Annotated in this window: 20 protein-coding genes; 10 read left to right on the forward strand and 10 right to left on the reverse strand. The window is 40.1% G+C overall.

All coding sequences use genetic code 11. From position 1 onward, the window contains the following. Nucleotides 1-250 precede the first annotated feature (250 nt). From fusA to rpsL, 3 genes are all read right to left on the reverse strand, one after another. Nucleotides 251-2,380 carry an elongation factor G gene (fusA, locus tag AC2SLT_RS06835; protein WP_486546897.1) on the reverse strand — a complete coding sequence of 710 codons (2,130 nt, stop codon included), beginning with the start codon at nucleotides 2,378-2,380 and terminating at the stop codon, nucleotides 251-253. Nucleotides 2,381-2,932: 552 nt separating this feature from the next. Then, a complete protein-coding gene (gene rpsG, locus AC2SLT_RS06840) occupies nucleotides 2,933-3,406 on the reverse strand; it encodes a 30S ribosomal protein S7 (RefSeq protein ID WP_486546957.1) in 474 nt (157 codons plus the stop codon). A gap of 161 nt (nucleotides 3,407-3,567) precedes the next feature. After that, nucleotides 3,568-3,942: a 30S ribosomal protein S12 gene (rpsL, locus tag AC2SLT_RS06845; protein WP_486546898.1), complete on the reverse strand. Its 375-nt coding sequence runs from the start codon at nucleotides 3,940-3,942 to the stop codon at nucleotides 3,568-3,570. 485 nt (nucleotides 3,943-4,427) lie between these two features. Between rpsL and AC2SLT_RS06850 the strand changes: the two genes are divergently transcribed. Together AC2SLT_RS06850 and AC2SLT_RS06855 are read left to right on the forward strand one after the other, a co-directional pair. Next, the gene (locus AC2SLT_RS06850) at nucleotides 4,428-4,955 is read left to right on the forward strand and encodes an FKBP-type peptidyl-prolyl cis-trans isomerase (RefSeq protein WP_486546899.1); all 528 of its coding nucleotides are present in this window, start codon (nucleotides 4,428-4,430) and stop codon (nucleotides 4,953-4,955) included. A gap of 294 nt (nucleotides 4,956-5,249) precedes the next feature. Further along, nucleotides 5,250-6,290: an aldo/keto reductase gene (locus AC2SLT_RS06855; RefSeq protein ID WP_486546900.1), complete on the forward strand. Its 1,041-nt coding sequence runs from the start codon at nucleotides 5,250-5,252 to the stop codon at nucleotides 6,288-6,290. A gap of 128 nt (nucleotides 6,291-6,418) precedes the next feature. Here the strand turns inward: AC2SLT_RS06855 and AC2SLT_RS06860 are convergent, their stop codons facing one another. Further along, nucleotides 6,419-7,225, reverse strand: coding sequence for a lysophospholipid acyltransferase family protein (locus AC2SLT_RS06860; RefSeq protein WP_486546901.1), 807 nt, complete (start codon nucleotides 7,223-7,225; stop codon nucleotides 6,419-6,421). Between the two features lie 625 nt (nucleotides 7,226-7,850). On the opposite strand from AC2SLT_RS06860, the gene hflX reads away from it, so the two are divergent. The 4 genes from hflX to AC2SLT_RS06880 all read left to right on the forward strand — a co-directional run bounded on the left by hflX (nucleotide 7,851) and on the right by AC2SLT_RS06880 (nucleotide 12,122). Next, nucleotides 7,851-9,278 (forward strand): ribosome rescue GTPase HflX, encoded by a 1,428-nt coding sequence (hflX, locus tag AC2SLT_RS06865; protein WP_486546902.1) that lies wholly within the window; start codon nucleotides 7,851-7,853, stop codon nucleotides 9,276-9,278. Nucleotides 9,279-9,752: 474 nt separating this feature from the next. Next, a complete protein-coding gene (locus AC2SLT_RS06870; RefSeq protein ID WP_486546903.1) occupies nucleotides 9,753-10,328 on the forward strand; it encodes a CidA/LrgA family protein in 576 nt (191 codons plus the stop codon). Nucleotides 10,329-10,389: 61 nt separating this feature from the next. Next, nucleotides 10,390-11,094: an LrgB family protein gene (locus tag AC2SLT_RS06875; RefSeq protein ID WP_486546904.1), complete on the forward strand. Its 705-nt coding sequence runs from the start codon at nucleotides 10,390-10,392 to the stop codon at nucleotides 11,092-11,094. 194 nt (nucleotides 11,095-11,288) lie between these two features. Beyond that, nucleotides 11,289-12,122: a lytic transglycosylase domain-containing protein gene (locus tag AC2SLT_RS06880; protein ID WP_486546905.1), complete on the forward strand. Its 834-nt coding sequence runs from the start codon at nucleotides 11,289-11,291 to the stop codon at nucleotides 12,120-12,122. 119 nt (nucleotides 12,123-12,241) lie between these two features. On the opposite strand, the gene AC2SLT_RS06885 is transcribed toward AC2SLT_RS06880, so the two are convergent. The 3 genes from AC2SLT_RS06885 to AC2SLT_RS06895 form a co-directional block, all read right to left on the reverse strand. Next, a complete protein-coding gene (locus AC2SLT_RS06885) occupies nucleotides 12,242-12,481 on the reverse strand; it encodes a DUF2789 domain-containing protein (protein ID WP_486546906.1) in 240 nt (79 codons plus the stop codon). Nucleotides 12,482-12,841: 360 nt separating this feature from the next. After that, a complete protein-coding gene (locus AC2SLT_RS06890) occupies nucleotides 12,842-13,825 on the reverse strand; it encodes a malate dehydrogenase (RefSeq protein WP_486546907.1) in 984 nt (327 codons plus the stop codon). A 421-nt stretch (nucleotides 13,826-14,246) separates the two neighbouring features. Then, a complete protein-coding gene (locus AC2SLT_RS06895; RefSeq protein ID WP_486546958.1) occupies nucleotides 14,247-16,208 on the reverse strand; it encodes a lytic transglycosylase domain-containing protein in 1,962 nt (653 codons plus the stop codon). Between the two features lie 899 nt (nucleotides 16,209-17,107). Between AC2SLT_RS06895 and miaB the strand changes: the two genes are divergently transcribed. Then, nucleotides 17,108-18,595, forward strand: a complete 1,488-nt coding sequence (gene miaB, locus AC2SLT_RS06900; RefSeq protein ID WP_486546908.1) for a tRNA (N6-isopentenyl adenosine(37)-C2)-methylthiotransferase MiaB — start codon at nucleotides 17,108-17,110, stop codon at nucleotides 18,593-18,595. A gap of 196 nt (nucleotides 18,596-18,791) precedes the next feature. On the opposite strand, the gene argE is transcribed toward miaB, so the two are convergent. Beyond that, complete coding sequence (gene argE / locus AC2SLT_RS06905; RefSeq protein WP_486546909.1) at nucleotides 18,792-20,087, reverse strand: acetylornithine deacetylase; 1,296 nt, start codon at nucleotides 20,085-20,087, stop codon at nucleotides 18,792-18,794. 118 nt (nucleotides 20,088-20,205) lie between these two features. Further along, a complete protein-coding gene (locus tag AC2SLT_RS06910; RefSeq protein ID WP_486546910.1) occupies nucleotides 20,206-20,862 on the reverse strand; it encodes a UPF0149 family protein in 657 nt (218 codons plus the stop codon). Nucleotides 20,863-21,366: 504 nt separating this feature from the next. Here AC2SLT_RS06910 and AC2SLT_RS06915 point away from each other — a divergent pair. Beyond that, on the forward strand, nucleotides 21,367-21,777 hold the full coding sequence (locus AC2SLT_RS06915) for a hypothetical protein (RefSeq protein ID WP_486546911.1): 411 nt from the start codon (nucleotides 21,367-21,369) through the stop codon (nucleotides 21,775-21,777). A 72-nt stretch (nucleotides 21,778-21,849) separates the two neighbouring features. Further along, nucleotides 21,850-22,446, forward strand: coding sequence for a cell division protein ZapA (locus tag AC2SLT_RS06920; protein ID WP_486546912.1), 597 nt, complete (start codon nucleotides 21,850-21,852; stop codon nucleotides 22,444-22,446). 145 nt (nucleotides 22,447-22,591) lie between these two features. On the opposite strand, the gene AC2SLT_RS06925 is transcribed toward AC2SLT_RS06920, so the two are convergent. Next, nucleotides 22,592-23,005: a hypothetical protein gene (locus AC2SLT_RS06925; protein ID WP_486546913.1), complete on the reverse strand. Its 414-nt coding sequence runs from the start codon at nucleotides 23,003-23,005 to the stop codon at nucleotides 22,592-22,594. Between the two features lie 457 nt (nucleotides 23,006-23,462). On the opposite strand from AC2SLT_RS06925, the gene AC2SLT_RS06930 reads away from it, so the two are divergent. Then, complete coding sequence (locus AC2SLT_RS06930) at nucleotides 23,463-25,124, forward strand: NAD+ synthase (RefSeq protein ID WP_486546914.1); 1,662 nt, start codon at nucleotides 23,463-23,465, stop codon at nucleotides 25,122-25,124. The last annotated feature ends 59 nt before the right edge of the window (nucleotides 25,125-25,183 follow it).

The following is a 25,183-nucleotide window of genomic DNA, read 5'->3' on the forward strand; positions in this document are numbered from 1 at the left end:
TATTAATCTTGAAGGTGATTATCAAGTTAGTAGCAAATGATATAAGAAAACATGAGTCAATGACAAGCCCTGGATACGTAATTGGTCATAAATTCATCAACTAATTACATTTAATTCCTATATGGAATATTAAGTAGGTCTTGTCATTCTATTGTCTTCAATGAGTGCCTAGTAACTATTTATAAACTAAAAGGTCATAAGCTAAAAGGCACTCATCTTCATTTACCGTAATTGCAATAATACGTTATTACTATTCTTCGTCTTCGTCTTTACCAGAGAATTTCTTCATAATCTCTTCAGCAACAGACTTAGGCGTTTCAGCATACTTTTGGAATTCCATTGAGTATGTTGCACGACCTTGAGACTGTGAACGAAGGTTCGTAGCATAACCGAACATTTCCGCTAACGGAACTTCAGCACGAATTTGTTTATTACCACCTGGTAAGTCATCCATACCTTGAACCATACCACGACGACGGTTTAAGTCACCCATGATATCACCCATGTACTCTTCAGGCGTTTCAACTTCCACTTTCATTAACGGCTCAAGAAGGACAGGATTTGCATTCATAAAGCCTTTCTTGAATGCGATAGAACCTGCCATTTTAAACGATAACTCATCCGAGTCAACATCATGGTAAGAACCATCATATAAAGTCGCTTTAACACCAACGATTGGGTAACCAGCAAGAATACCGTTCTTCATACGCTCTTGGATACCTTTATCAACGGCACCATGGAACTCTTTAGGAACAACACCACCGACAACTTGCTCTTCGAATTGGTACTCAGGACCTTCATCAAGATCTAAAGGCTCAAGTCTTAACCAAACATGACCGAACTTACCACGACCACCAGTCTGGCGAACAAATTTACCTTCTTGTTCAACTGAATTGCGAATAGTTTCACGATAAGCAACCTGTGGCGCACCAATGTTTGCCTCAACTTTAAATTCACGCTTCATACGGTCAACGAGAATTTCTAAGTGTAGCTCACCCATACCACTAATAATAGTCTGGCCAGACTCTTCATCAGTATGTACACGGAATGAAGGATCTTCTTTAGCTAAGCGGCCAAGTGCCACTGACATTTTTTCTTGGTCAGCTTTTGTTTTAGGCTCAACAGCAAGACTAATAACTGGATCCGGGAATTCCATACGCTCAAGGGTGATGATTTCTTTTTCATCACAAAGAGTGTCACCAGTACCAACGTCTTTCATACCCACTAGAGCCGCGATATCACCAGCACGAATCTCTTCAAGCTCTTCTTGAGAGTTGGCATGCATCTGTACGATACGGCCAATACGCTCACGTTTCATCTTAACAGGGTTGTAAACACTTTCACCTTGCTTAATGACACCAGAATAAACACGTACGAAGGTTAAGTTACCCACGAATTTATCGTTCATGATTTTGAAAGCAAGTGCTGCGAATGGGGCTTCATCAGAGGCTTCACGAGTGCCTTCCGTTTCCGCTTTGTCATCAAGAATACCTTTAATAGCAGGAACATCTTGAGGTGCTGGCATATACTGAATAACAGCATCCAACATCTTTTGTACGCCTTTGTTTTTAAAGGCAGTACCACAGTACATTGGGATGATTTCGTTATTAATCGTACGCTGACGAATAGCCTCATGGATTTGCTCTTCAGTCAGCTCATCACCTTCTAAATAAGCATTCATTAGCTCTTCGTTTGCTTCAGCAGCAACTTCAACAAGCTCACTACGATACTCTTCTGCTTTGTCTTGAAGCTCAGCTGGGATCTCACGCTCTTCATATTGCATACCTAGAGATTCAGTATCCCAGTAGATAGCTTTCATAGTGACAAGGTCAACAACACCTTCAAAGTCATCTTCTTTACCAATTGGGATGACCATGGCAACAGGGTTACCACCTAGGCGTGTTTTAATCTGATCTTTTACACGATAAAAATCAGCACCAACACGGTCCATTTTATTAACAAACGCTAAGCGAGGTACTTTATACTTGTTAGCTTGACGCCATACAGTCTCTGACTGAGGCTGTACACCACCAACCGCACAATAAACCATACATGCACCATCAAGTACACGCATAGAACGTTCAACTTCAATCGTGAAGTCAACGTGGCCTGGAGTGTCAATGATGTTGATACGATGCTCTGGGAATTGTTTGCCCATACCTGACCAGAAACAAGTGGTCGCAGCAGACGTAATAGTAATACCACGTTCCTGCTCTTGTTCCATCCAGTCCATGGTAGCACCACCATCATGAACCTCACCTAACTTGTGGCTAACACCAGTATAGAATAATATACGTTCAGTCGTGGTTGTTTTACCAGCATCAATGTGTGCTGAAATACCAATATTACGATATCGGTTTAGGGGGGTTGCACGTGCCATAATTTTTTCCTAATGGAATGTCTTTATAATTTATTTCGTTTTACAAGTTAAAAATAAGCAAAAGGTTAGCATACCTTTAAAAGGTGACATTTTTATGATGATTATCATATTAGCCATCATTTAGTCGAGTACCTAATATTCTAGTACTTATATTTAAGTATCTATATTTAAGTATCTATATACAAGTAACTAACCTAGCAGTTTAAGGACAACTTTACCATTGATAAATTTTAACACTTAAAATACTAACACTTAAAGATGAAGTTGCTTAGATCTGCAAGTACTTATTCATACTTAACGTTTATTATTTCTGTACCGAGATCCTTAATTTACTCATTTCTTAATGTACTCAACTTATTTTACTTAATCAGATGAGTTATGCTTTGATAAATTAGGTTAGGGTACGATAGCTTATAACTATTTATTCTAAGAGGCTATTAATAACTTAAGTTATTAATAGCCTGATCAAAAAGTTTGACTCATTATTCAATGGTTAGTAACACAGGTGTCAACCAACAGCGTTGAGAGAAAAGAATCAATTTTTTTGCTACATTAGAAGCGGTAGTGAGAGAATGCTTTGTTAGCATCTGCCATACGGTGAACTTCATCACGTTTTTTCATAGCAGCGCCTTTACCTTCTGAGGCATCAGCTAATTCACCAGCAAGGCGAAGTGCCATAGATTTTTCAGAACGTTTTGCAGCGGCTTCTGCGATCCAGCGCATTGCTAGAGCAGTACGACGGGAGGGGCGTACTTCCATAGGTACTTGATACGTAGCACCACCAACACGGCGAGCTTTTACTTCAACCATTGGGCGTACGTTTTCAAGAACTTCTTCAAAGAAGGCAACTGGATCTTCGATGTTGCGTTTTTCAGTTACTTGCTCAAGTGCACCGTAAACGATACGTTCAGCAGTAGACTTTTTACCATGACTCATGACATGGTTAATGAATTTAGCAATAGTTTGGCTACCAAACTTTGGATCCGGTAGGATCTCACGGGTAGCGACGACGCGACGTCTTGGCATAACATTTTCCTTATCTTCAGGGTTGTCTGGCATTCATAACCTTATACAAAATACAAATGTATATGATAAATAAATGGTTACCAGCCAGCCTTACTGCATGGTGGTATGTCTGCTAAATTGCAAAACACCTATCCCATGCATATTATTGAGTAATATGCTAATTAAACCTTAGGTTTCTTAGCACCATATTTAGAACGACCTTGCTTACGGTCTTTAACGCCTGCACAGTCAAGTGCGCCGCGAACAGTGTGATAACGTACACCTGGTAGATCTTTAACACGACCACCACGGATTAATACAACACTATGCTCTTGCAAGTTATGCCCTTCACCACCGATGTAGCTAGAGACTTCATAGCCTGAGGTTAAGCGAACACGACATACTTTACGCATGGCTGAGTTTGGTTTTTTAGGTGTGGTAGTATATACACGAGTACATACACCGCGGCGCTGTGGGCACGCTTGTAAAGCAGGAACACCAGACTTTTCCTTTAATACTTTACGACCCTTACGAATCAATTGGTTAGTTGTTGCCATAAGGCATCCTTCTCCCGTTTATTAAATACAAAAAAATGGGTCATTAAACTGTCAGTTGCATTCTAAAGCGACCATAATGCAAGACGAATCTTAGCATCGTAATAAGCTTTAAATTGCAGCACCAGCTTACCCATTTTTCGGACACTATATTATATAGACTTAATACAAAAAACTCAAGCCCAAGTTCAAACAGTGCCCGGCAAACATCAAAGCACTCAACCGAGGACTCATACTATGTCTTTAAGAGACGACTATGTTTTATGTCACTATCATTCTTTAAAATAGCTTTCTTAAAGATAGCTTTTTAGAATATAGCTCTCTATTAAGTGAATTGACTATATAGGGGCGATAACCTGTTATTTCAATAGCTTATCTTAAAGCGCGCATCGTACTCAATTTACGACACTTTATGATAAACTCCTCAAAGATAAAACTACTTACTCATTCAACCATAACCAACAAATATAACCATCAGGTATGCCCGTATGACTTCCCAAAACTCAGATAAAAATACGACTAAGACAGCAGACTTTATCAATCCAAATCAAGACACCCGTATCACCGAAGGCAGTCAGGTCAAGCTTCACTTTGAAGTGTCGTTAGAAAATGGCACCATCATTGACTCGACCTTTGATCGCAGTCAACCTGTCAGCTTAACCGTGGGTGACGGTAGCCTTTTGCCTGGCTTTGAGAGCGTACTCAACAACCTTCGCGCCGGCGATACCCGTACCGCTCACTTAGAGCCAGAACAAGCCTTTGGTGAATGGAATGCCGACAATGTACAGACCTTTAGTCTTGCACAGTTCGCTACTACTGAGACAACTCCTGAAGTGGGCATGATGTTAGAATTTGAAGATAAAGGCAAAAACACCCTTCCCGGTGTCGTCAGTAAAGTCACCGAAGATGACGTGGAAGTAGACTTCAATCATCCGTTAGCCGGTCAGCCTATTTTATTCAAAGTTCAGATTTTCAAAGTGACTCCGCCAGGCCAAACAAGCGTCCAATTAATGTAGTCGCTATTTCGTGGGTATGATTTATTGAGTACGATTCACGAAGGTTTAAGGAGCCAATCTCGCTTTCGCTACTATCTGCATGACTGCGCATAGCGGACGGCTAAAGTCTTAAGTGTCTCCTGCTTCGCGAGCCACTTAAGACTAAGCCGCCACAATCTGCTCAATCAAGCAGTATATCCGCTACAATCGAGGCTAAACCGCTCTTAACATTGACCTATCGATGCAAGTAAGGCAATCTGTAGAAAGTGCTAAATTAGCAAGAGCCATAAACCAATAAAAAATAAAGGACACATTATGAAATATACCACTCTCCCTAAGCTTGGTGATAAAGTCTCCAAGATATGCCTTGGCACCATGACATGGGGTCAGCAAAATAACGAAGCGCAGGCGCATGAGCAAATGGACTTTGCATTGACTCACGGTGTCAACTTTTGGGACACTGCCGAGATGTACCCCTCCCCGCCCGATGAAGATAAGCAAGGCGACACCGAACGCTTTATCGGGACTTGGTTTGCTAAAAATAAAAAACGCGAAGACGTGGTTTTAGCAAGTAAAATATCCCCTATGAGTTTCTTACGTGACGGTAAAACCCGTTTTAATGCCAAGCACATCAGTGAGGCTATTGACCACAATTTACAGCGTTTGCAAACAGACTATATTGATATTTATCAACTACATTGGCCAGAGCGTCAAAGTAACTTCTTTAGTACCCGCGGTTATACAGAAGAGATGGCCCAGCAAGACTTGAGTAATCTGACCCCCTTTTTAGAGACTATCGAAGCATTAAACGCAGAGATCAAAAAAGGACGTATTAGAGCCTTTGGGTTATCAAACGATACAGCATGGGGCGTGATGCGCTACTTATGGGAAGCAGAAAAAGCCGGACTTGAAGGACCTATCACGGTTCAAAACCCGTACAGCTTACTCAACCGTCTCTATGAAGTTGGACTGGCCGAGATTTCGCATCGTGAAAACGTCGGCTTACTGGCTTACTCCCCGCTTGCCTTTGGAGTGCTCTCTGGTAAATATTTGGATGGCAAAAAACCTGAAGGCGCCCGATTAACCATGTATGACCGTTTTCAACGCTATACCAATGATGAGGCAGTTTGGGCGACGCAGCAGTATGCTCGCATTGCTAAAGAGGCAGGTCTCGATATGGCGCAAATGGCGTTAGCATTTGTTAATAGCCGCCACTTTGTCACCAGCAATATCATTGGCGCCACCTCAGTGGAACAACTAAAATCAAACATTGACAGTATTAATCTTGAGCTGAGCGACGAGGTACTCCAAGCCATCGAGACGGTACATACCCAGCAGCCCAACCCTTCACCCTAAGGGTCTTGTCAGATTTTCAAGGCGTCCAGTGTTTATCGGACAGCTCTGTAATAGGTAGCTCTTCTATAAATAGCAAAAAATCCCTGCTAGGGTTAGCAGGGATTTTTTATGAATAGCTGACAATAATATTAATCAGTCTTTAACACCCGACTGTGTAACTCCTCTAAGCCTAACTGCATTGTCTCTTGTAAAGCCGCTGTCAGTTCCTCAAGACTCTTATCCTCAGGGTATAGTGGGTCAAGTGGCAGTACATAGGCAGTAACAGGCTCGGCTTCTATCACATTTAATAAACTCTTTTTTAATGTTCTATCGCCATAATAAGGCACGGTATCATCAAGTTCACCTTGGCTATTAACATAACACACTACCACAGGCTGGATAGGTTTGTTTGCCTCTATCGCTGCCTTAAGTAGTTTTCCATGTATTTTCTTGATCCTTTTGCCATTTGTGGTTGTTGCTTCAGGGAAGAATAATACAGAATGACCTTGTTTTAAAAAAGTAGACATTTGCGAGGCAACTGAGCCGGCATCCCCTGAACCCCTTTTTATAAATAACGTCCCCGCTGCTATTGCTAACGGGCCCATCAAGGGCATCTTTTCAACCTCTGCTTTCGATAGAAAAAAAGCGGGGCTAACACTGCCAACGACGGGGACGTCCATCCATGAAATATGATTAGAGGCCCATAAGGCATGTGTCTTCGGTACTGGCTCAACCTCGATGACTTTTACCCCAAAGGCATTGGCTGTTTTACGACAAAACTGTTGAATATATTTAGGCAATATTTCTCGAGGGGGTTCACGCCAAGCGCCTATCTTAGTCGCTGCTCGATATCCTCCTAGCATGGCATCGGCTAAGCCAATAAAAGTTTTACTTTGTTTTATACTTCTTTTCGTGGTGTTAATTAACGTGCTTTCTATCTTATCTTTAACACTCATTATCGTCACCCTTTTTAATGATACTTACATTCATTAAACGACCTAATCTTAGGATATTTAATTTATCTCTTTAAGTAAGCAAGAGTATAGCAAAGATAATGATTCCAGTATGCATGTGTTCACTGATTTATTCGTAAAATATTTTCAATGAGGTTAGGGCGTGTGGAACATTCGCAAATTAGCACTGCTGATAGCTAAAATCGTTCCAGACTAGGCGCAAACTGACGCTAATGTTTAGACCTTGGCTAGGTTTGTAACAACGTCTGGGGCGATTTTAGTATCAGCCCGAAGGGGCGGGACTCTTTTTTGTCAATATATGGCGAAATTTTCTAACTTAGAATGACTAAGCGTCAAAAATTTCTCTGCAAATTGACTAAAAAATAGTCTCCGCCAGTGCCATGGTCGAATGTTCCACACGCCCTAATTGTCCTATATTTGTATTCATTTACAGTTCATCCCTTTTAATTTACTATTGTTAGCATCATAAATAACGCATAGCATGGCTTATAGGATCTTTGTAATCCTCAGAATGACTCAATTTGTCACTTTGAAAGGCATTAACAAGCATCAACACACATTGCCAATAAGCGATGAAACATTTTAATTTTTAGATAGGTGAATATTTTTGGAGTATTTTGAGAGACATAAAGGTGGCGAACGTGCCATCTTAGTACATTTGGATATTAAGCAAATTTTAGACCCCGATGATTTAGAAGAGTTTAAATTATTGGTGGACTCAGCAGGTGCTCAACAACTTGCCGTAATATCTGGCTCAAGACTTAAACCTGATGCCAAGTATTTTATTGGTAGTGGTAAAGCTCAAGAGATTGCAGAAAAAGTACAAGAGCTGTGCGCTGATATAGTGATTTTCAACCACAGTTTATCGCCCTCACAAGAGCGTAATTTAGAAACGTTATTACAGTGCCGTGTATTAGACCGGACAGGGCTCATTCTTGATATTTTTGCGCAACGCGCACGTACCTATGAGGGTAAGCTACAAGTTGAGCTCGCTCAATTAAACCATTTAGCAACCCGCTTGGTACGGGGTTGGACCCATTTGGAACGTCAAAAAGGTGGGATTGGATTACGCGGTCCCGGTGAAACGCAGCTTGAGACTGATAGACGTCTACTACAGATTCGCGTCAATCAGTTAAAAAGTCGCTTAGATAAAGTCAAACAAACTCGAGCCCAAGGTCGTGCCAAACGTCAAAAGTCGGATGTACTGACTATATCTTTAGTCGGATATACTAATGCTGGCAAATCAACATTGTTCAACCGTTTGGTAGATGAAAACATCTATGCTGCTGATCAATTATTTGCCACACTTGACCCCACGTTAAGACGGTTAGATTGGCAGGGGGTTGGTCGCGTCGTCCTAGTCGATACTGTAGGGTTTGTGCGTCATTTGCCGCACGAATTGGTTGAGTCATTTCATGCAACCTTAGAGGAGACATTAGAGGCCGACTTACTGCTACATGTCATTGACTCGGCAAGCCCAGATATGCACGAACAAATCAGCGCCGTTAAGTCTGTCTTAGCTGAGATTAATAATGATGTGCCTGTCCTCAATGTCTATAACAAAATAGACCTTACTAATGAGCCTGCTCGTATCAACTATAGTAAGCCCGGTGTGCCAAGTCGTGTATACGTATCAGCAAGAGCAGATTTGGGTATGAGTATGTTGCACACAGCGGTTCAGCAGTTACTGACCGGTAAACTCAATACCTTTGAGTTAACCCTTCCCTTTGATGCGGGCAACCTAAAAAATGAGCTCTATCGTTTGGATGTGGTTGAGCAAGAAAGCTACGATGAGTCTGGTCACGAAGTACTGACCTTGCGTCTGCCGTCTGATAAGCTTCTACAGTTATTAGGACAAGCGAATATAGACCCTCTTGAGGTGTTACCTGAAGATCAAGCTAATGAACTCATTCCTAAGCTTGAACCTTTTGAAAAAGAGCTAAAGGAAGAACAAGATCAGAGGGCTGAGCAGGATATACTAGATGGGTCTGATGCGTCCGTTGACAAGCCTATTGATAACACTTCAATTGACTGAGACCAATCTATAGAACATTATAGATAGCTCCATAGTCTCTATAGCCAACGAACCTTTTAAAAGGATTATTGCTTAGTGTTATAGTTCCACACTATAGTCTATCTTAAAACACTACTAATTTAAGTCACTACTAAATAGATAAATTAGACCTAACCCCATAAGTAATAATTAACTTATGGGGTTTTTCTAGTTGTCACTATTGTCAGGACATGTTCAACCTACTATTATAATCATTAGCTCTGAAGCTTAAGGCACTAATTATTACCTCAATAATTTAGCTCATTACCTAAAAAAACGCGTCAACTAAGATAAAACATTATGCCATTACGATGACAATATGAAGTCTTCAAAATGCTTATATACAGCAAAATGAGTGTCTTATTTTACTTGAATAACGACTTAAATAATCATATTAAGTTTTAGCCGCTTGATTAAGGATGACTTGATTAAGGACAACTTGATTAAGGATAATATATGCCTCCACGCTCCCACACACCATTCTCAAATACAGAGGTTCATCCTATAGACAATATCTCGCTTGAAAGCCAAAAGATGTCTGATACGCGTGACATCAATAATTTGGATAACAGCTCTGATAACAACTTTAATAGTAACCATGTCAAAAACTCATCTCATAAAAAAGAGCCTAGAAAAAATATGCCACTCCTATTTGCGATTATATTGACCCTAGCAATTGTGGTAGTCATAAGAGAGACTGCGGTGATCGTTTGTCAGGCTCTAGGCTTTGGGAGTGCTGGCAATGTGGTCGGTATGATTGCCTTTTTTTTATTACTCATAGTATATCGATTTACATTCGGTATTCCTGAATGGTTGACTCATGCCAGCAATACACTGCTCGTGGATAGTGGTTTCGCCTTTTTACCTGTTTCAGCAGGTGCGGGGTTGTTAATCTTTGGACTAGGAGATGAGCTATGGGGCATCATAGGTATTATGGTGGTAAGCACTCTACTACCCTTATGGGGCTTAGCTAGATTATCGAATACTTGGTTGGGTAACTCTCACGATAGTGAGTCACCCAAAACTAAGTAGCTTGTTTAACCATATTAGCTAAATAGTTAATCTATACAGACCCTAATGAAGGCATGACGTTATGACCCTATTTGAACAAATGCCAACAGGCACCACGTTTACAGTCGTTGCAGCAGCATTTATGCTGACCTTAGTGGCTCATATCTTAGCCCGTATTCTATCTAAACGACTGACAATGTTACCTATGGTCATCACTGCTCTTATTTTGGTGCTGCTGTTTTTATTTATTTTAAAGTGGGATTACACTAACTATTATGCAGTGTCTAAGCCCATATTTGACCACCTTCTAGGGTATGTCACTGTCCTACTGGCCATTCCCTTAGCGACCATGAACTTCAAGGGTCTGCCTCTGAAAAAACTGATGGGTATTGTGATCATCGCTAGTGTGGTAGGCGCCCTACTTCCTATGGGGTTGGCTTATGCATTAGCACTCAGTCACGATACGATTTTAGCATTTGCGACCCGATCTGTGACTACTCCAATCGGATTAAGTGTGGCTGAGATTATCAAAGCACCGTTAGCGTTAGCCAACCTGATTATTATCGTTTCGGGGTTATTAGGTGGGGCAATGGCAAGAGTGCTGTTTAAAAATATTGACGATGATAAGGCAAAAGGCTTGGCGTTAGGATTAGCGGCTCACGCCTTTGGTACGATTGAGGCATGGCAAATTAGTCATACGGCTGGTCGATATGCAGCGTTTGGACTGGCGGTTAATGGTTTGTTAACGGCAGTATGGGTTCCCATATTTCTAATAGCAGTGTCTTAATCTAACTTTCTAAAACTATTTCTTAACGTAACCTCAGTGTTTTGTTTCTTAATCTTTCTGTAATGATGTCCATGAGATAATTTAGCGATACAGGATTAGATTAGCAAAGATATAAATGTTATATTACATTTTCTCAATATTGTTGTTCCAATAATCTAACAATAAATTACAGCTCTTATATAGCGAAAATAACTATGACTGACCTGTTGTATAAAACATTTACTCGTTCAGCCAATATGGTTGTTGCAACTTTATGTCTATCTTCAAGCATCCTTGCCTCACAAGCTGCTCAAGCTGGAAACATGTATATCTATAAAGATGACACTGGACAAGTGCTTCTTACCAATGTAAATCCTTCAGGTAATTTTGGAAAATATAGCAAAAAAGTAAAAGTATCCTATTATCCTAATTCGGGTGCCGAACAGGATGCCCAAAGAACTGTACTACCCGCTTTAAGCTCCCCTAATTATAGTGATTTTGACGTACCATTTGATGTACCGACTACCACAGTCGCTGGCAATAATATGTATGACCATTACATTATTGACTCCGCAACACGCCATGGCGTTGATCCTGCCTTACTAAAGGCCATGATGCATACTGAGTCAGCGTTTAACCCTAATGCACGATCGCCTGTCGGTGCACAAGGATTAATGCAATTAATGCCTGCCACGGCACGTCGCTTTTCAGTCCGTAATGCTTGGAATCCAGCTGAAAATATCGAAGGCGCTGCAAAATATGTGGCTTGGTTATCCAAACGTTTTAACGGCAATATAGAGCACGTGTTAGCAGGATATAATGCCGGAGAAGGCAATGTTGATAAATATGGCGGTATTCCTCCCTTTACAGAAACGCGTAATTATGTCAAAAAGGTCTTAAACCGTTATAATACTTTGTATAAAAATGACAGTGCCTTGTTTAGTGCTAGAAACGTCACAGACTCAAATTATGATGATACTATTCAAAAAGTTAGCTTTGCCACTTCAAGCAACGGCTATTCCCAATCTGCCTTTAGCGCCCTTCGTTAAATTTTAAAAGTTTTAAGATTAAATGAAGTTCGATAAAAAAAAGCCCTCTACACTGATAGAGGGTTTTTTTTAACTTTAATTTTAATGTATGCTACTTAATACGCACTAATTAATACGGGTTATGCAGTAGGATGCAAACGTACGTTTAATTCATCAATGACTTCAACCCAAGCAGCATCACGTTTCCATTCTTCTTGTAAAAAGGCACGCTGAGAATCTGTCCAAATATCGGCTTCAATAAGTTCTTGGTCTTTACCAAGTTTATTATCATTAATAAATTGATCAATGGCTTCATCTGAGCTGTCTAAACCCAATTGAGCAAATAGCTCATTCATGGTGTATTCTGGTTCACCTAACATAATTATCTCCAAAGGTTATTAACGTTCTAAACAGTTACCTTATTATCTTTAAATTTATAATAAGTATAATGTTTAATTTAAGGACTTTATCTGCAAATTATACCTATAAAGCCATACGATAGTTACGTAGAAGCTTTGCGATTATGTTAACAAATCGTCCCGCCATAAAGTGTCTTTTCAGCTTAAAGAGATTTTAATCGTCTTAAATAAAGATATGACCTAAAAATACACAGTAATATCCAATCTATCATAAAAAAAACCTGCTCGTAAGCAGGTTTTTTTAATGAAAATAATTCAGTACACTCTTAGGATTAACTCATTAAGCTAAAAATATTAAACTCAAAGAATTAAGCCTTGAGATTATGGTAATAAATGTTCTACAGCATCACGCTCTTCAGTAAGCTCTTGCTCTGTCGCTTTCATTTTCTCTTGAGAGAAGTCTGAAGAGGTATCTAAACCTTCAACAATTTTCCAGTCGCCATTGCTACAAGTACATGGGAATGAGTAGATCAACCCTTTAGCAATACCATATTCACCTTGTGAATACACGCCCATAGATACCCAGTCATTCTCATCTGAGCCTAATGCCCAAGTACGCATGTGAGCGATAGCTGCGTTAGCTGCTGAGGCTGCTGATGATGCACCGCGCGCTTCAATAATTGCTGCACCACGTTTTTGCACGCTTGGGATATAGGTATTTTCATACCAATTGCGATCCACTTGGTCTAGGGCTGGTTTACCATTAACAGTACATTCAGTGAGATCTGGATACTGAGTTGATGAGTGATTACCCCAGATGATCATTTTCTTAATATCATTCACAGTGCTGTTAGTTTCTTCAGCAAGCTGCGCTAGGCCACGGTTGTGATCAAGACGGGTCATAGCTGTGAAATTACGTGGGTCTAAATCAGGAGCGTTACGTTGAGCAATTAGCGCGTTGGTATTTGCAGGGTTACCGACTACCAATACTTTAACATCACGGCTAGCTACGTCATTAAGGGCCTTACCTTGCGCTGAGAAAATAGTTGCATTAGCTTCAAGTAAATCTTTACGCTCCATACCAGGGCCACGAGGACGAGCACCAACTAATAGAGCATAGTCTGCATCTTTAAAGGCAACATTAGCGTCATCAGTCTGTACCACACCAGCGAGTAATGGGAATGCACAGTCTTCAAGCTCCATAACAACCCCTTTTAGGGCATCAAGAGCGGGGGTGATTTCTAAAAGCTGTAAAATAACAGGCTGATCTTTACCTAACATTTCGCCGGAAGCAATACGAAATAGCATAGCATAGCTAATATTACCAGCAGCACCAGTAACGGCAACGCGAACAGGTTGTTTCATTTAATTCTCCTAGTGATTTATTAAAATTATGATAAGGGGTATGACACTAAATAATAGGTCATAAATAGACACCTTAAGTGCTAAACGGTGCGATTACTTATAATCATTATCTAAGAACCTGTTTTAACACCAGATGATTAGAGTAATTATGGCATCTACAATGGCTTTAATTCCGGACATAGACTTTGATTTAAGCCATAATTGATATCATTATTCCTGACAATACCTATAATTTGGATTGCGGTAAAAGTGTAGCACCTTTCAAAATTTTGCTCAAACCTAATTATGTCAAGCCACAAGTTTATTGTGTGTTATAAGAGTACACTGTTACCTTGATTATTCAAAGTTCCCTAAAACTAATAAAGTTATAGAGAACTTAGATCCCATTCTTGGGAATAGATAGTTTTACGAGAGTTTTGACTTAATAGCCAGCAGGGATAGGACGCATACGCTGCGATATTGAGGTATTCTCCCCCAACATACTGCTATAAATGGTAGCGTTTTCCATCACTCGTTTCACATAATTGCGAGTTTCAGAATACGCTATCGTCTCAACATATTGATCTGCCTCTAGAGATCCGTAAACCGGTTGCCAACGCTGTGCTTTGCTTGGTCCAGCGTTGTAACCCGCGGTTGCTAATACAGGGTGATTATGCAATTTCCCCATAATATCGCTCATATACCAGGTACCGTAACGAATATTGGTATCGCCACTATTGGCACGGCTAGCACTATAAGACTCTCCTAAGTTACGTGCGATATATCTAGCAGTATCGGGCATAATTTGCATAAGACCACTTGCACCGACACCTGAACGCGCTGAGCTGACAAAACGACTTTCTTGACGCATAATGCCATACGCCCACGCAGGATCAATACCCGCTTGTCGACTGTAACTGACCACCGAGCTTTGATAAGGCATAGGATGCGATAAACTATATTGATTTAACCCGTCAGTATTATCGATAGCATAAATAGAGCGATCCAGCCAGCCGATATCATGCGCATGCTTAGCAGCCGCTAATATCATCTGGGTATCATTACTATCCCGTGCTTTCTTAACCGCCCAGTTCCATTCTCGATTGGCGTAAGAGCGATTAACATCAGCATTATATAAAGCCAACGCTCTTGCAAAATGAGGATTATTTAGCATTCCATTGATGTCGGTACTAGACACATTGGGCAGCGAAGTGCTACCCGCAGTGAAGCGCTGTCCTATTTTGTCTTTGGCTAAAAACCCGTAATAATCATTATGGCTAGACAAGCGCTGATAAATTTGACGTGCCAGACCTTTTTGAGCGCCATCACCAGCTTGCTCATACGCGCGTGCAAGCCAATATTGCCACATATCTTGCTGCTGAGTAGCACTATCCATACTACCTATCGCCGTTATTAAGTCTTTCCATTGACTAAAGCGAATGGCAGCCTTGGCATATTCTTCGGCCTCATCATCACTAAAGGTCTCACCCAAACTATTCCTAAACCAAGTCACCGCCTCATCATTAAAGCCATCATCCGTATTATAATACATGCGTTTGACCCCAAGCGTTCTGTAAGCTTGGCGACGCGTTTCCTCACTGATCAGCTTTTGCGGTCGACGATTGTCTTGATTGATATCATAATCAAGCTGCATAGCTGCTTCTCGGTAGGATTTATTGGCAATTCGACCGATAGCATATAAATAAAGATATTGATTTTTGACACTATAGGGTTGGTTACCAAAACGAGTGATAAATCCGGTTGGATTCAGTTGAATTTCGCTAAGCTCACTATAGGCGATAGGGATACCCAATGACTGAGATAGAGCCATAATATCTCCCGTATTACCTTCACGTAGCATACGCATCAAGCGCTCTTTACGATCTGTATTACTGATCATCGAGTTGTTGTTCATTTCTGATGCCAACTGATTGCAGAGTGCAGGTTGCTTTTTCGTCGTTAACCAGACATCAGGTTTTAAGGACAATGCTCGCATCGGATCGCCTGTATGATTAAAACCTAAAGCGATCGCGCACTTTTCACTGTTATCCGGGTTGATGATATAGCTAGCTACTTGACGCACCGCATTATAATCACCCGCTTGCGCCTTTGTTTCCGCGTAGTCAGCAGTTAACTTTTCTGCCATAACACTACCCTGATACTTACTCGCAAAATTAGTGACGACAGAAGGATTGAGGGTTGAAAGGTCATTATTTAAACGCCAATATTCTGGATACATGGCAAATAATCCACCACTCATCATCTGCTCATACTGGTATAAAGCACCCGAATCATTACGATTTGCGGCACTTAACGCTTCATTAAAGTAGTAAACACTACTATCACTGGCTGCGTTATACGTATTATCTTGGACATCTAGTTGAGCACAGGCTATTTGATTCATGCCAAGTAAACTCAGTAAGGAGATTGCAAACGAAGCTTTGGTGCTGACACGGGCATGAGTCCTTAATAACCCAGCTTCAGTAGTCGTCTGTTTTTTGTTGTTTTGTCTTGAGATAAAGGGTTTGTTCAGCATAATTATAATCTTATTGGTCAGGCAAACATTGAGTAAATTGAATGTTTTAAAAAGTAGTCTCTAAAAAGATAACGTAAAAGAGTCTAATATATAGTCGGCGAACTTATAAGTCGAACTTATAAAGAGTCACGGTGTTAACCGGGTTAAGCCTACTCCCGTATTACTTGCTACTTGCACTCGGTTGCCTTGTGACTACTTTAAAGTTCTTTGACTATAGTGTATTGATTATAGGCAACAAACTGTCAGACACCAAAATGCTTTATGTAAGCTGATGTTGCAGCCCCATTTACATCTCCTTAAATTTGGATGACCTATATGGTGTCTGATAAGTGTTGGATGATAGTTTATTTAGTAGGTCTCAATCTTACTAATAGGAGTGCATCAGCGGATATTGTTTGAAGCCTTTTTTAAAATTTTATTGTTTCCTTCCTAGTAGTGTCATGGCGCGTCTTAGCGTTTTTCTACTGAAATAAGAAACTTTCGATTCAAAATACTTAGGTCAGATACCTCTCATTACACCTCTAAACTTAGTCACTGGATTAATACTCAATAACAATAAGCTTATGGTATAATATCGACCCACTATTGACCTTAAATAGCCTGACCTTAAAATGTTTAACTTTCACTTAATCGTTAAACTTAAACACATCAGCGTCTTAGATCAGCACATAAAAGACAACTCTTGCTAGAGTAATCCAGTAACTGTTTTGCAACTCTAATAACTGTCATGCTACCCTTTTCATCATTCTAACCTTGGACTGCTTAATATGAGTGCTACTATATTTGACCCTAAATCTATCCCTGTATCTGAGGAAAGTTCCCTAGCGACTACCTCATTATCAAATGTGGATTTTGCCAGTCAAACTAGCCCGACAACCGAGCGTGCAAAAAAGAAAGTCTATATTGCGACTCAAGGGTGTCAGATGAACGTTTATGACTCTGAGAAAATGGGTAATGTGTTGGGCGACTCTCACGATATGATCGTCACCGATAATATTGACGAGGCTGATGTGTTGTTAATGAACACCTGCTCAATCCGTGAAAAAGCACAAGAAAAAGTATTCTCAGAGCTGGGTCGTTGGCGCAAACTTAAAGAGCAAAGACCAGATGTCGTTATCGGCGTCGGAGGCTGTGTTGCCTCCCAAGAAGGTGACAATATCCAAAAGCGTGCACCTTATGTCGATATGGTATTTGGCCCGCAAACCCTACACCGTTTGCCTGAGCTTTATGACAAGTCGACTCAGCAAAAAGACGTTAAACCCAAAGATCGTATTGGTACGGTGGACGTCTCTTTTCCAAGTATTGAGAAATTTGATTTTTTGCCAGAACCTAAAGTAGAAGGCTATCGTGCTTTTGTCTCTATCATGGAAGGCTGTTCGAAATATTGTTCTTTTTGTGTGGTCCCTTATACCCGAGGCGAAGAGCTATCACGACCATTGGATGATGTATTGGCCGAAATTGACAGCTTAGCTGAGCAAGGGGTGCGTGAGATTACCTTATTGGGACAAAATGTAAACGGCTATCGCGGTGAAAAAGATGACGGCAGCATCTGCCGCTTTGCCGAACTATTGCATTATGTGGCTCATGTAGACGGTATTGAACGCATTCGTTATACGACTAGCCATCCGCTTGAGTTTACCGATGATATTATTGATGCTTACGCTAAGCTACCACAGCTAGTGTCACACCTTCATTTGCCTGTACAAAGTGGTTCTAATAAAATCTTGTCCGCCATGAAGCGTAATCATACTATTGACGTATACATCAACCAAATTAAGAAGCTGTTAGCGGTTCGCCCTGATATGCATTTATCCAGTGATTTTATTATTGGATTCCCAGGCGAAACCGAAGAGGACTTCTTGGAAACGCTTAACCTTGCTAAAGCGCTCGATTTTGATCACTCTTACAGCTTTATTTATTCTAAGCGACCAGGCACGCCGGCTGCAGAGTTACCAGATGATGTCAGCTTAGCGACTAAAAAAGAGCGTTTGGCTATCTTCCAGAAGGTCATTCGTGACTCTACCTTGAAGAAAACAGAAGAAATGGTGGGTAAAACGGTCAGAGTGATGGTTGAAGAGATTGCAGATCGCTACCCAGACCAACTATTGGGTACTGCTGACAATACCCGTTCAGTACTATTTAAAGCCACAGAGCAACAAAAAATGGACTTAATGGGAAAATTCGTGACGGTTAAGATTGATGACTATGTTAGCCCGCATATGGTACGTGGCGAATTGGTCGACATTTTAGGCTAGGTTAGAAAAGTAAAGATTCAAAACAGTTAAAAAAGCACGGTGATCAGTAAATCACTGTGCTTTTTATGTTTAATCTAGAAATTAATACCTAATCTAGAAATCAATCTATCACGAAAGGTATCTGCAAAGTCTATAAATAGTTGTTTGGTAAGGTTAACGCTGTCGTACTTTAGTTTGCCTATGACGATAAATAGCTTTAAGCGGTAAGCGAACTCAATAATTGATCTAAAAAACGATCACACATTGCTAATTGCTCAAGTTCGACATATTCATCCGCCTTATGCGCCCGCTCGATACTACCCGGTCCACATATTACCGTCGGAATTCCTGCATTGGTAAATTGACCGCCTTCAGTCGCATACGCCACTTTGTGCCGCGCTGAGCTTTCCACCAATCCCGCTATTAAGGCTTGTAACGCCTCACTATCACTGTCAGTCATAGCTGGCACATCTTCTAATTGCTTAATTTCAATACCCGTATTGGCATCAATGTGCTGCATTTGTGCATTCAGCTCTTCAATTTTTTGTTGAATAGCCGGTAATATATGCTCGGCACCCATAAAAGGAAGATTGCGATAATCAAAGGTAAACTCGCATAAATTCGGTACGATGTTCGTTGCGGTACCGCCTTGGATGGTACCAACTGACAATGTAGAGAACGGCACATCAAACTCATCGTCTAATTGACCTGAATTCGCCAATTTACCAGCCAGCTCGTCTATAAACCCAATCAGTTTAGCCGCATAACTAATGGCATTTACCCCTTGCGGAGTCAAAGAAGAGTGCACTGATTTACCATGTACCGAACATTTAAATACCGATATACCCTTATGGGCGATGACCATCTTCATAGACGAGGGCTCACCGACGATACAATAATCGGGATGTATGCCCCGTTGCTTAAGATCATCAATCATAAGCGGCGCACCCAAGCAGCCAACCTCTTCATCAAATGACAATGCAATATGCAGCGGTTTTTTAAGCTGACCTTGGCGTGATAATACAACCGCTTTAGGTAGTATACTTAACGCGCAGGCTATAAAGCCTTTCATATCACAAGCACCGCGACCATACAGTTTATTATCGCGTATCACTGCTTTAAACGGATCTGATGACCAATCCTGACCGTCTACGGGTACCACATCGGTATGGCCTGATAAGACAATACCACCACTAATAATGGCAGGACTGTTATCCTCCATACAGTTGTTATCCACACTGTTGTTATCTAAACTGTTATTTTCAACGTCATTATTCTCAACACCTCCATCATCAAGACCCTTTCCCGCAGGAACGGTAACAAATAAATTGGCTTTGTCTTTATTTTGGTTAAAGGTGAGTATAGGCTTGAGTCCTAAGCTCTGACAATACGCTTGCACATCATTAATCAGCGCCAAGTTAGAGTTACGACTGACCGTATCAAAACCAATCAAACGGTTCAGCCATTCTAAACTTTGGCTAGGATAGACAGTATTGCCAACTGAGGTAGTCATAGGGTTTTCTCACACAAATAAGGTCATAGGGCTAATGGTTGATAAACAGCGCTGATGTACAAAAGTCATTATAGTATGACTAAAGAAGGATCTCTTTAAAAGCTAAGTGATATAATAGCTAAGAGGGATTGTTATGATTCATAATATCCATAACGGGCGGTATTGGCTTAGGCTTAACCCCCTCCTCCTCAAGCTCTTTCGCCGTTTTGGCATCAAGAGATAGGCCTGCGATAAGTGGCAATGACATCATAGATTTACGGGGTCTAACCGCTAAGCTTACCGGGACCATACGTATAAATTCATATAAATACAAATAAGACTCTTCACCACCCTCGAACTCATCTTCTGGATCAATGCGTATCCCGCCAATTTTCGCCAAATCAGCAAATATCATATTTTCTTCTGCGCTAAGAGTACTATCTGTCACACCAAAACCTGTCATAAAGCCATTCGCCCATTGCTTTAAAGCAATGACTCGCTCGTAGAGATCGTGCTCATCATCTGGCACTAAAGGAGAAAACTGATAAGCATCGTCTTTATCTTTTAACTGAAACGAGGTGTCTTCCGCCTCTTCTGCTAGTAAGGTTAACGCAGCCTCATCGGGAATAGAGAAGCTTAATTCAGTGAGTAAACGCTCCCACTCTTCAATCTTACTAGGCGCATGACACACCGTCATTAATCCTGTCATTAAGCCATGCAGTTCACTAATGCTGACGTCAGTCCAGTTTTCAAACGCTCTTGACCAATCATTCCAGCCAGAAATATCATCATTCATAATCATTACCTGTAAAGTTTTAAAATATTAATTTTATTAAATCGAGACCCTAATTTTAAGTAACCCTAGGTTTAAATAAAGAATATAGAGGTGTTATAAATGCCTAGTATCATTAAGGCAACTTGTGTAATAAACAGTCACAATGAGCAATTAATAGTATGAGCGTTTAATGAACATTTTAATATTATGAAACAGCCTATTTGATTTATTTAGCCCTGATTAAAAATGTTTTTTGAGAAACAATACTTTTAAGTTATACTGAAATAAATGTGTCCTAAAATGATAGAAAATATTTCTAAACAACGGGTTATGCTATACGCTATGACTTTAATAAACTCTTTAGACCAATAAAAACCCCTAAATCTTCTTTTATTTTTAAGTGTTAAACACATTCATTAACAACCTAATGCTAGATATAATGTGGGCATCTATGGCATTATTAAAGGCAATGTATCCATAACCTTGCATTTAAATTTAATCTGACTTTATTAGAAGTGATTACCCATGACTGAATCTTTGATTGATAAACTGCAACACTTGCATGCAATATTAAATGATCTTCGCCATCGCTATGAAGCCACCCAAGCTGAATTAATAAACCTCAAAAATAGCCCTGACGTTGAAAATGAAGAAGTTCAACAGTTACATAAACAACTTGAGGACCATCAACAAGCTTTTGAGCAAAGTCTTCAGGACAAACAAAACCTTCAACAAAAGTTTGAACAGCTTGATGAAGAGTATCAGACCCTTGCTGAGGCACATCACAACTTAAACGATACTTATAATGAATTACTAAAAAAATGTGAAGCGCTAGAGCACTCTAATCAAACTTTACTTGAAAAAAACCGCTTAGCCAAGGAACATACTAAAGTGGTTATGCAGAGACTGACCTTGATTGACCAAGCAACGGATTAGTCCATACTCATTAGCTTAAGCTCTATGACTGATTTAATTACCCCTTACCATTACAATTTTTAAGAGAAAATTATGTCAACCCAAAACCATAACGAGATAACGGATGACGGTCAAAGGTTATCGAATGAAGTAGAAATTAATGATATGACTACCACTGGTACAGACATTGAAATTATTACACCCGATGACTTATCGGACAACCCTAATATAAATATTAGAGAATCTGGCACCTTTGATTTTGAGTTAGATGACACAGAATCATATGACTCTGATGGCCATACTGACAAGCATGAGTCAAACACCTATGATACTGTTACCTATGATACTAATACTTATAATGAGCCTGATAGTTATAATGAGCCTGAAACCAACTCGCCTCAGTTTACAGCCGTTGATATCGATATTTTAGGACGGTCTTATACCATTAACTGTCCTGCAGGTGAGGAAGAAGAGCTCAACTCTGCTACTCACTATATCAATGATTTTATCACTGATATTCACGAGCAGGCGTCACACTTATCCCATGAAAACTTATTGGTGTTATGTTGTTTGAATTTATATGAGCAAATTCAACAAGCCAAAAAGTCAGCGTCTGACCATGATGATCTCACACAGCAAGCTAACCTGCTGGTCGATCAAATCATTCAAGACATGCAACAGAGTCAATAACAGTAGGGGCTAAGCACCAAGCAAGTTTTAGTGACATATACTCTGTTCTTATTTAACTCAGTGCTTAATTGACTCAGTGCTTAATCGTCTCAGTACTTATTTGACTCAATACATGTTTGCTCATTAAAGGTTGAAGGACTTTAGGCTATTTCACTTGTGAATGAAACTCGTCTTGATGATCATAGTTACAAAAAAACCAAGATGTGATTTTCTTAATTGCTTGTCGTTGTTCATTTAATTGTTTTTGATACTGTTCAATCTCCGACTTTGTTTGCCTCTTTTGCTGGCGAGACAAGGTTTTTGACTGTGTAGTATCGGCTAATTTAGTTTGTAGTTTATTGATTTTACTTTCATTATCCGCTATTGATTGTGTTAGGGTTTTGACCTCTTGTTGTTCAGAAACGGCGAGTTCATCTTCAGGCTTTATTTCTAAAACGCCTCGGTATTCCGCAAGGGGATAGCCACAAAAATCACAATCTCGCGGGGTAATAATATCGCCTTCTTTAGGCATGAATTGTCTGGGCGGTTTAGGATACATAAACTTAAAAAAACCCCACATACATAGCCATACAATCATTATAAAAAATAAGAATGAAAAAAATGCAAACATGGTAACTTCCTAAATATACCCATCATTTAAATAAGGCTAAGATATAACATTAAAAATTTGATGTTATACTAAAGGTAATTGTATCGGTTTTTGCCTAAAAAAGGTCAAATGATAGAAACAATCGTAATTCAGATACGAAATATAAATGACCTGACGTTACTTTTTCAGCATGACCAAACATCAGCATGACTAGACTTCAATTATGATTATCAAATGACAATAACTAAATAATCTAGACTGAACGTTTTAAATGCATTATTACAATCAAAATTGCTAAACTTTCTTCGAAAATTAAATTCACTATAATTAATACTATGTCTAAATCAAGAGTCAATACCTACAAAACTTAATAAATTGACTCTCTATTTAGCGTTTAGTAATAAGACCCATTATATAGGATCTACTAATGTCAACAACGAATAACAGCAAACAAGATAAAGGTAATTCACTAAAATTTGCGATGGCGCAGTCTCACTTTATGGTGGGAGACATCCAAACAAATATTAATAAAATGCGCCACCTTGCTATCGAAGCACGTGACAATGGTGCCGATATCATTATCTTTCCTGAGCTCGCTTTATTAGGCTATCCGCCTGAAGATTTATTATTACGCCCTAGCCTATCTGACCGAGTGAAATCGGCCCTTAATTCACTAAGCGATATCAATGATATTGTAATGATTATTGGCTACCCTCATGTGGATTACCATGGTACCTTTAATTCAGCCGCTATCATTCAAAATGGTCAACAAAAAGGCTTTTATCACAAGCAACATTTGCCAAATTATGGTGTTTTTGATGAACGTCGTTATTTTGATAAAGGACGTAATCAGGTCCTTTTTGATTATCAAGGGGTGACTATTGGGCTGCTCATCTGTGAAGATCTATGGGTCGATGAGCCTATTAATGCGCTAAAAGATCAAGGAGCTGACTTAATAGTTACTATCAATGCATCTCCTTTTGAAGCAGGAAAACAGCACGCTCGACAGGCCTTATTAACCAAGCGCTCAATGGATACCAAACTGCCTCTTATTTATACCAATTGTGTCGGTGGTCAGGATGACTTAGTGTTTGATGGCGGCTCTATGGTCATTCAGTCTAATGGTGAAGTTGCTCATGAAGCACCAAGATTTCTTGAGCACATGATGTACGCTACATTTGATGCCGAAAGTGGCAGCTTTGATACTCAGGATAAAGCACCTCTACAGCTCAGTGCTGAATCTGAAACCTATCAAGCCCTAGTCGTTGGTTTGCGAGATTATGTCAATCACTCGGGCTTTGAGGGCGTTATCGTTGGTTTATCAGGTGGTATCGATTCTGCATTAACGTTATGTATTGCCGTCGATGCTTTAGGCTCCGACAAAGTTTACGCCGTAATGATGCCTTATGAGTATACCTCTCAAATTAGCTTAGAGGATGCTCAAATTCAGGCTAGAAGGTTAAATGTGTCTTATACCGTTTGCCCTATCCATGATGCGGTAGATGGTATGCGCCATACCTTAGCGCCTTTGTTTAATAAGTCTAAAGCAGATACCACTGAAGAGAATATTCAAGCGCGCGCTCGTGGTATGGTACTTATGGCATTATCTAATAAGTTTGGTCATTTAGTTATCACTACCGGTAATAAGTCTGAAATGGCAGTTGGTTATGCCACTTTATACGGGGATATGGCAGGTGGCTTTGACGTTCTTAAAGATGTTTATAAGACCCAAGTTTACGCTCTCGCCAATTATCGCAATCGATTAGAAGATACCGATGTGATTCCTGAACGTGTGATTACTCGTCCCCCTTCGGCTGAGCTACGACCGGATCAAAAAGATCAGGACAGTTTGCCTGATTACGATATTCTTGATGCGATTTTAAAAGACTATGTGGATAATGACTTAGGTTTTGATGACATTGTTGCTAAAGGTTTCGACGCTGAGACTGTTCGTCAAACCATAACCTTAGTTGATAGAAGTGAATACAAACGCCGACAAGCCGCAATTGGTACTAAAATTAGTCATAAAGCATTTGGACGTGAAAGACGCTATCCGTTAGTCAATGGTTGGTCAATAAAAGGGGATTGAGCATTAACACCTACGAATTAACTTTCGTACAATGACTTAATATGATCTGATAAGAGCCT

It is taken from the genome of Psychrobacter sp. CX18, from assembly GCF_057396215.1.

Excerpts from the sequence above, each read along its gene's own strand:
- AC2SLT_RS06895 (WP_486546958.1), bottom strand. The coding sequence starts at position 16,208 with ATGAATCAAATAGCCTGTGCTCAACTAGATGTCCAAGATAATACGTAT.
- fusA (WP_486546897.1), bottom strand. The coding sequence starts at position 2,380 with ATGGCACGTGCAACCCCCCTAAACCGATATCGTAATATTGGTATTTCA.
- AC2SLT_RS06870 (WP_486546903.1), top strand. The coding sequence starts at position 9,753 with ATGCCTCCACGCTCCCACACACCATTCTCAAATACAGAGGTTCATCCT.
- AC2SLT_RS06855 (WP_486546900.1), top strand. The coding sequence starts at position 5,250 with ATGAAATATACCACTCTCCCTAAGCTTGGTGATAAAGTCTCCAAGATA.
- AC2SLT_RS06930 (WP_486546914.1), top strand. The coding sequence starts at position 23,463 with ATGTCAACAACGAATAACAGCAAACAAGATAAAGGTAATTCACTAAAA.
- miaB (WP_486546908.1), top strand. The coding sequence starts at position 17,108 with ATGAGTGCTACTATATTTGACCCTAAATCTATCCCTGTATCTGAGGAA.
- AC2SLT_RS06880 (WP_486546905.1), top strand. The coding sequence starts at position 11,289 with ATGACTGACCTGTTGTATAAAACATTTACTCGTTCAGCCAATATGGTT.
- rpsG (WP_486546957.1), bottom strand. The coding sequence starts at position 3,406 with ATGCCAAGACGTCGCGTCGTCGCTACCCGTGAGATCCTACCGGATCCA.
- AC2SLT_RS06875 (WP_486546904.1), top strand. The coding sequence starts at position 10,390 with ATGACCCTATTTGAACAAATGCCAACAGGCACCACGTTTACAGTCGTT.
- AC2SLT_RS06910 (WP_486546910.1), bottom strand. The coding sequence starts at position 20,862 with ATGAATGATGATATTTCTGGCTGGAATGATTGGTCAAGAGCGTTTGAA.
- AC2SLT_RS06890 (WP_486546907.1), bottom strand. The coding sequence starts at position 13,825 with ATGAAACAACCTGTTCGCGTTGCCGTTACTGGTGCTGCTGGTAATATT.
- AC2SLT_RS06860 (WP_486546901.1), bottom strand. The coding sequence starts at position 7,225 with ATGAGTGTTAAAGATAAGATAGAAAGCACGTTAATTAACACCACGAAA.
- AC2SLT_RS06885 (WP_486546906.1), bottom strand. The coding sequence starts at position 12,481 with ATGTTAGGTGAACCAGAATACACCATGAATGAGCTATTTGCTCAATTG.
- argE (WP_486546909.1), bottom strand. The coding sequence starts at position 20,087 with ATGACTACCTCAGTTGGCAATACTGTCTATCCTAGCCAAAGTTTAGAA.
- AC2SLT_RS06915 (WP_486546911.1), top strand. The coding sequence starts at position 21,367 with ATGACTGAATCTTTGATTGATAAACTGCAACACTTGCATGCAATATTA.
- rpsL (WP_486546898.1), bottom strand. The coding sequence starts at position 3,942 with ATGGCAACAACTAACCAATTGATTCGTAAGGGTCGTAAAGTATTAAAG.
- AC2SLT_RS06850 (WP_486546899.1), top strand. The coding sequence starts at position 4,428 with ATGACTTCCCAAAACTCAGATAAAAATACGACTAAGACAGCAGACTTT.
- AC2SLT_RS06925 (WP_486546913.1), bottom strand. The coding sequence starts at position 23,005 with ATGTGGGGTTTTTTTAAGTTTATGTATCCTAAACCGCCCAGACAATTC.
- AC2SLT_RS06920 (WP_486546912.1), top strand. The coding sequence starts at position 21,850 with ATGTCAACCCAAAACCATAACGAGATAACGGATGACGGTCAAAGGTTA.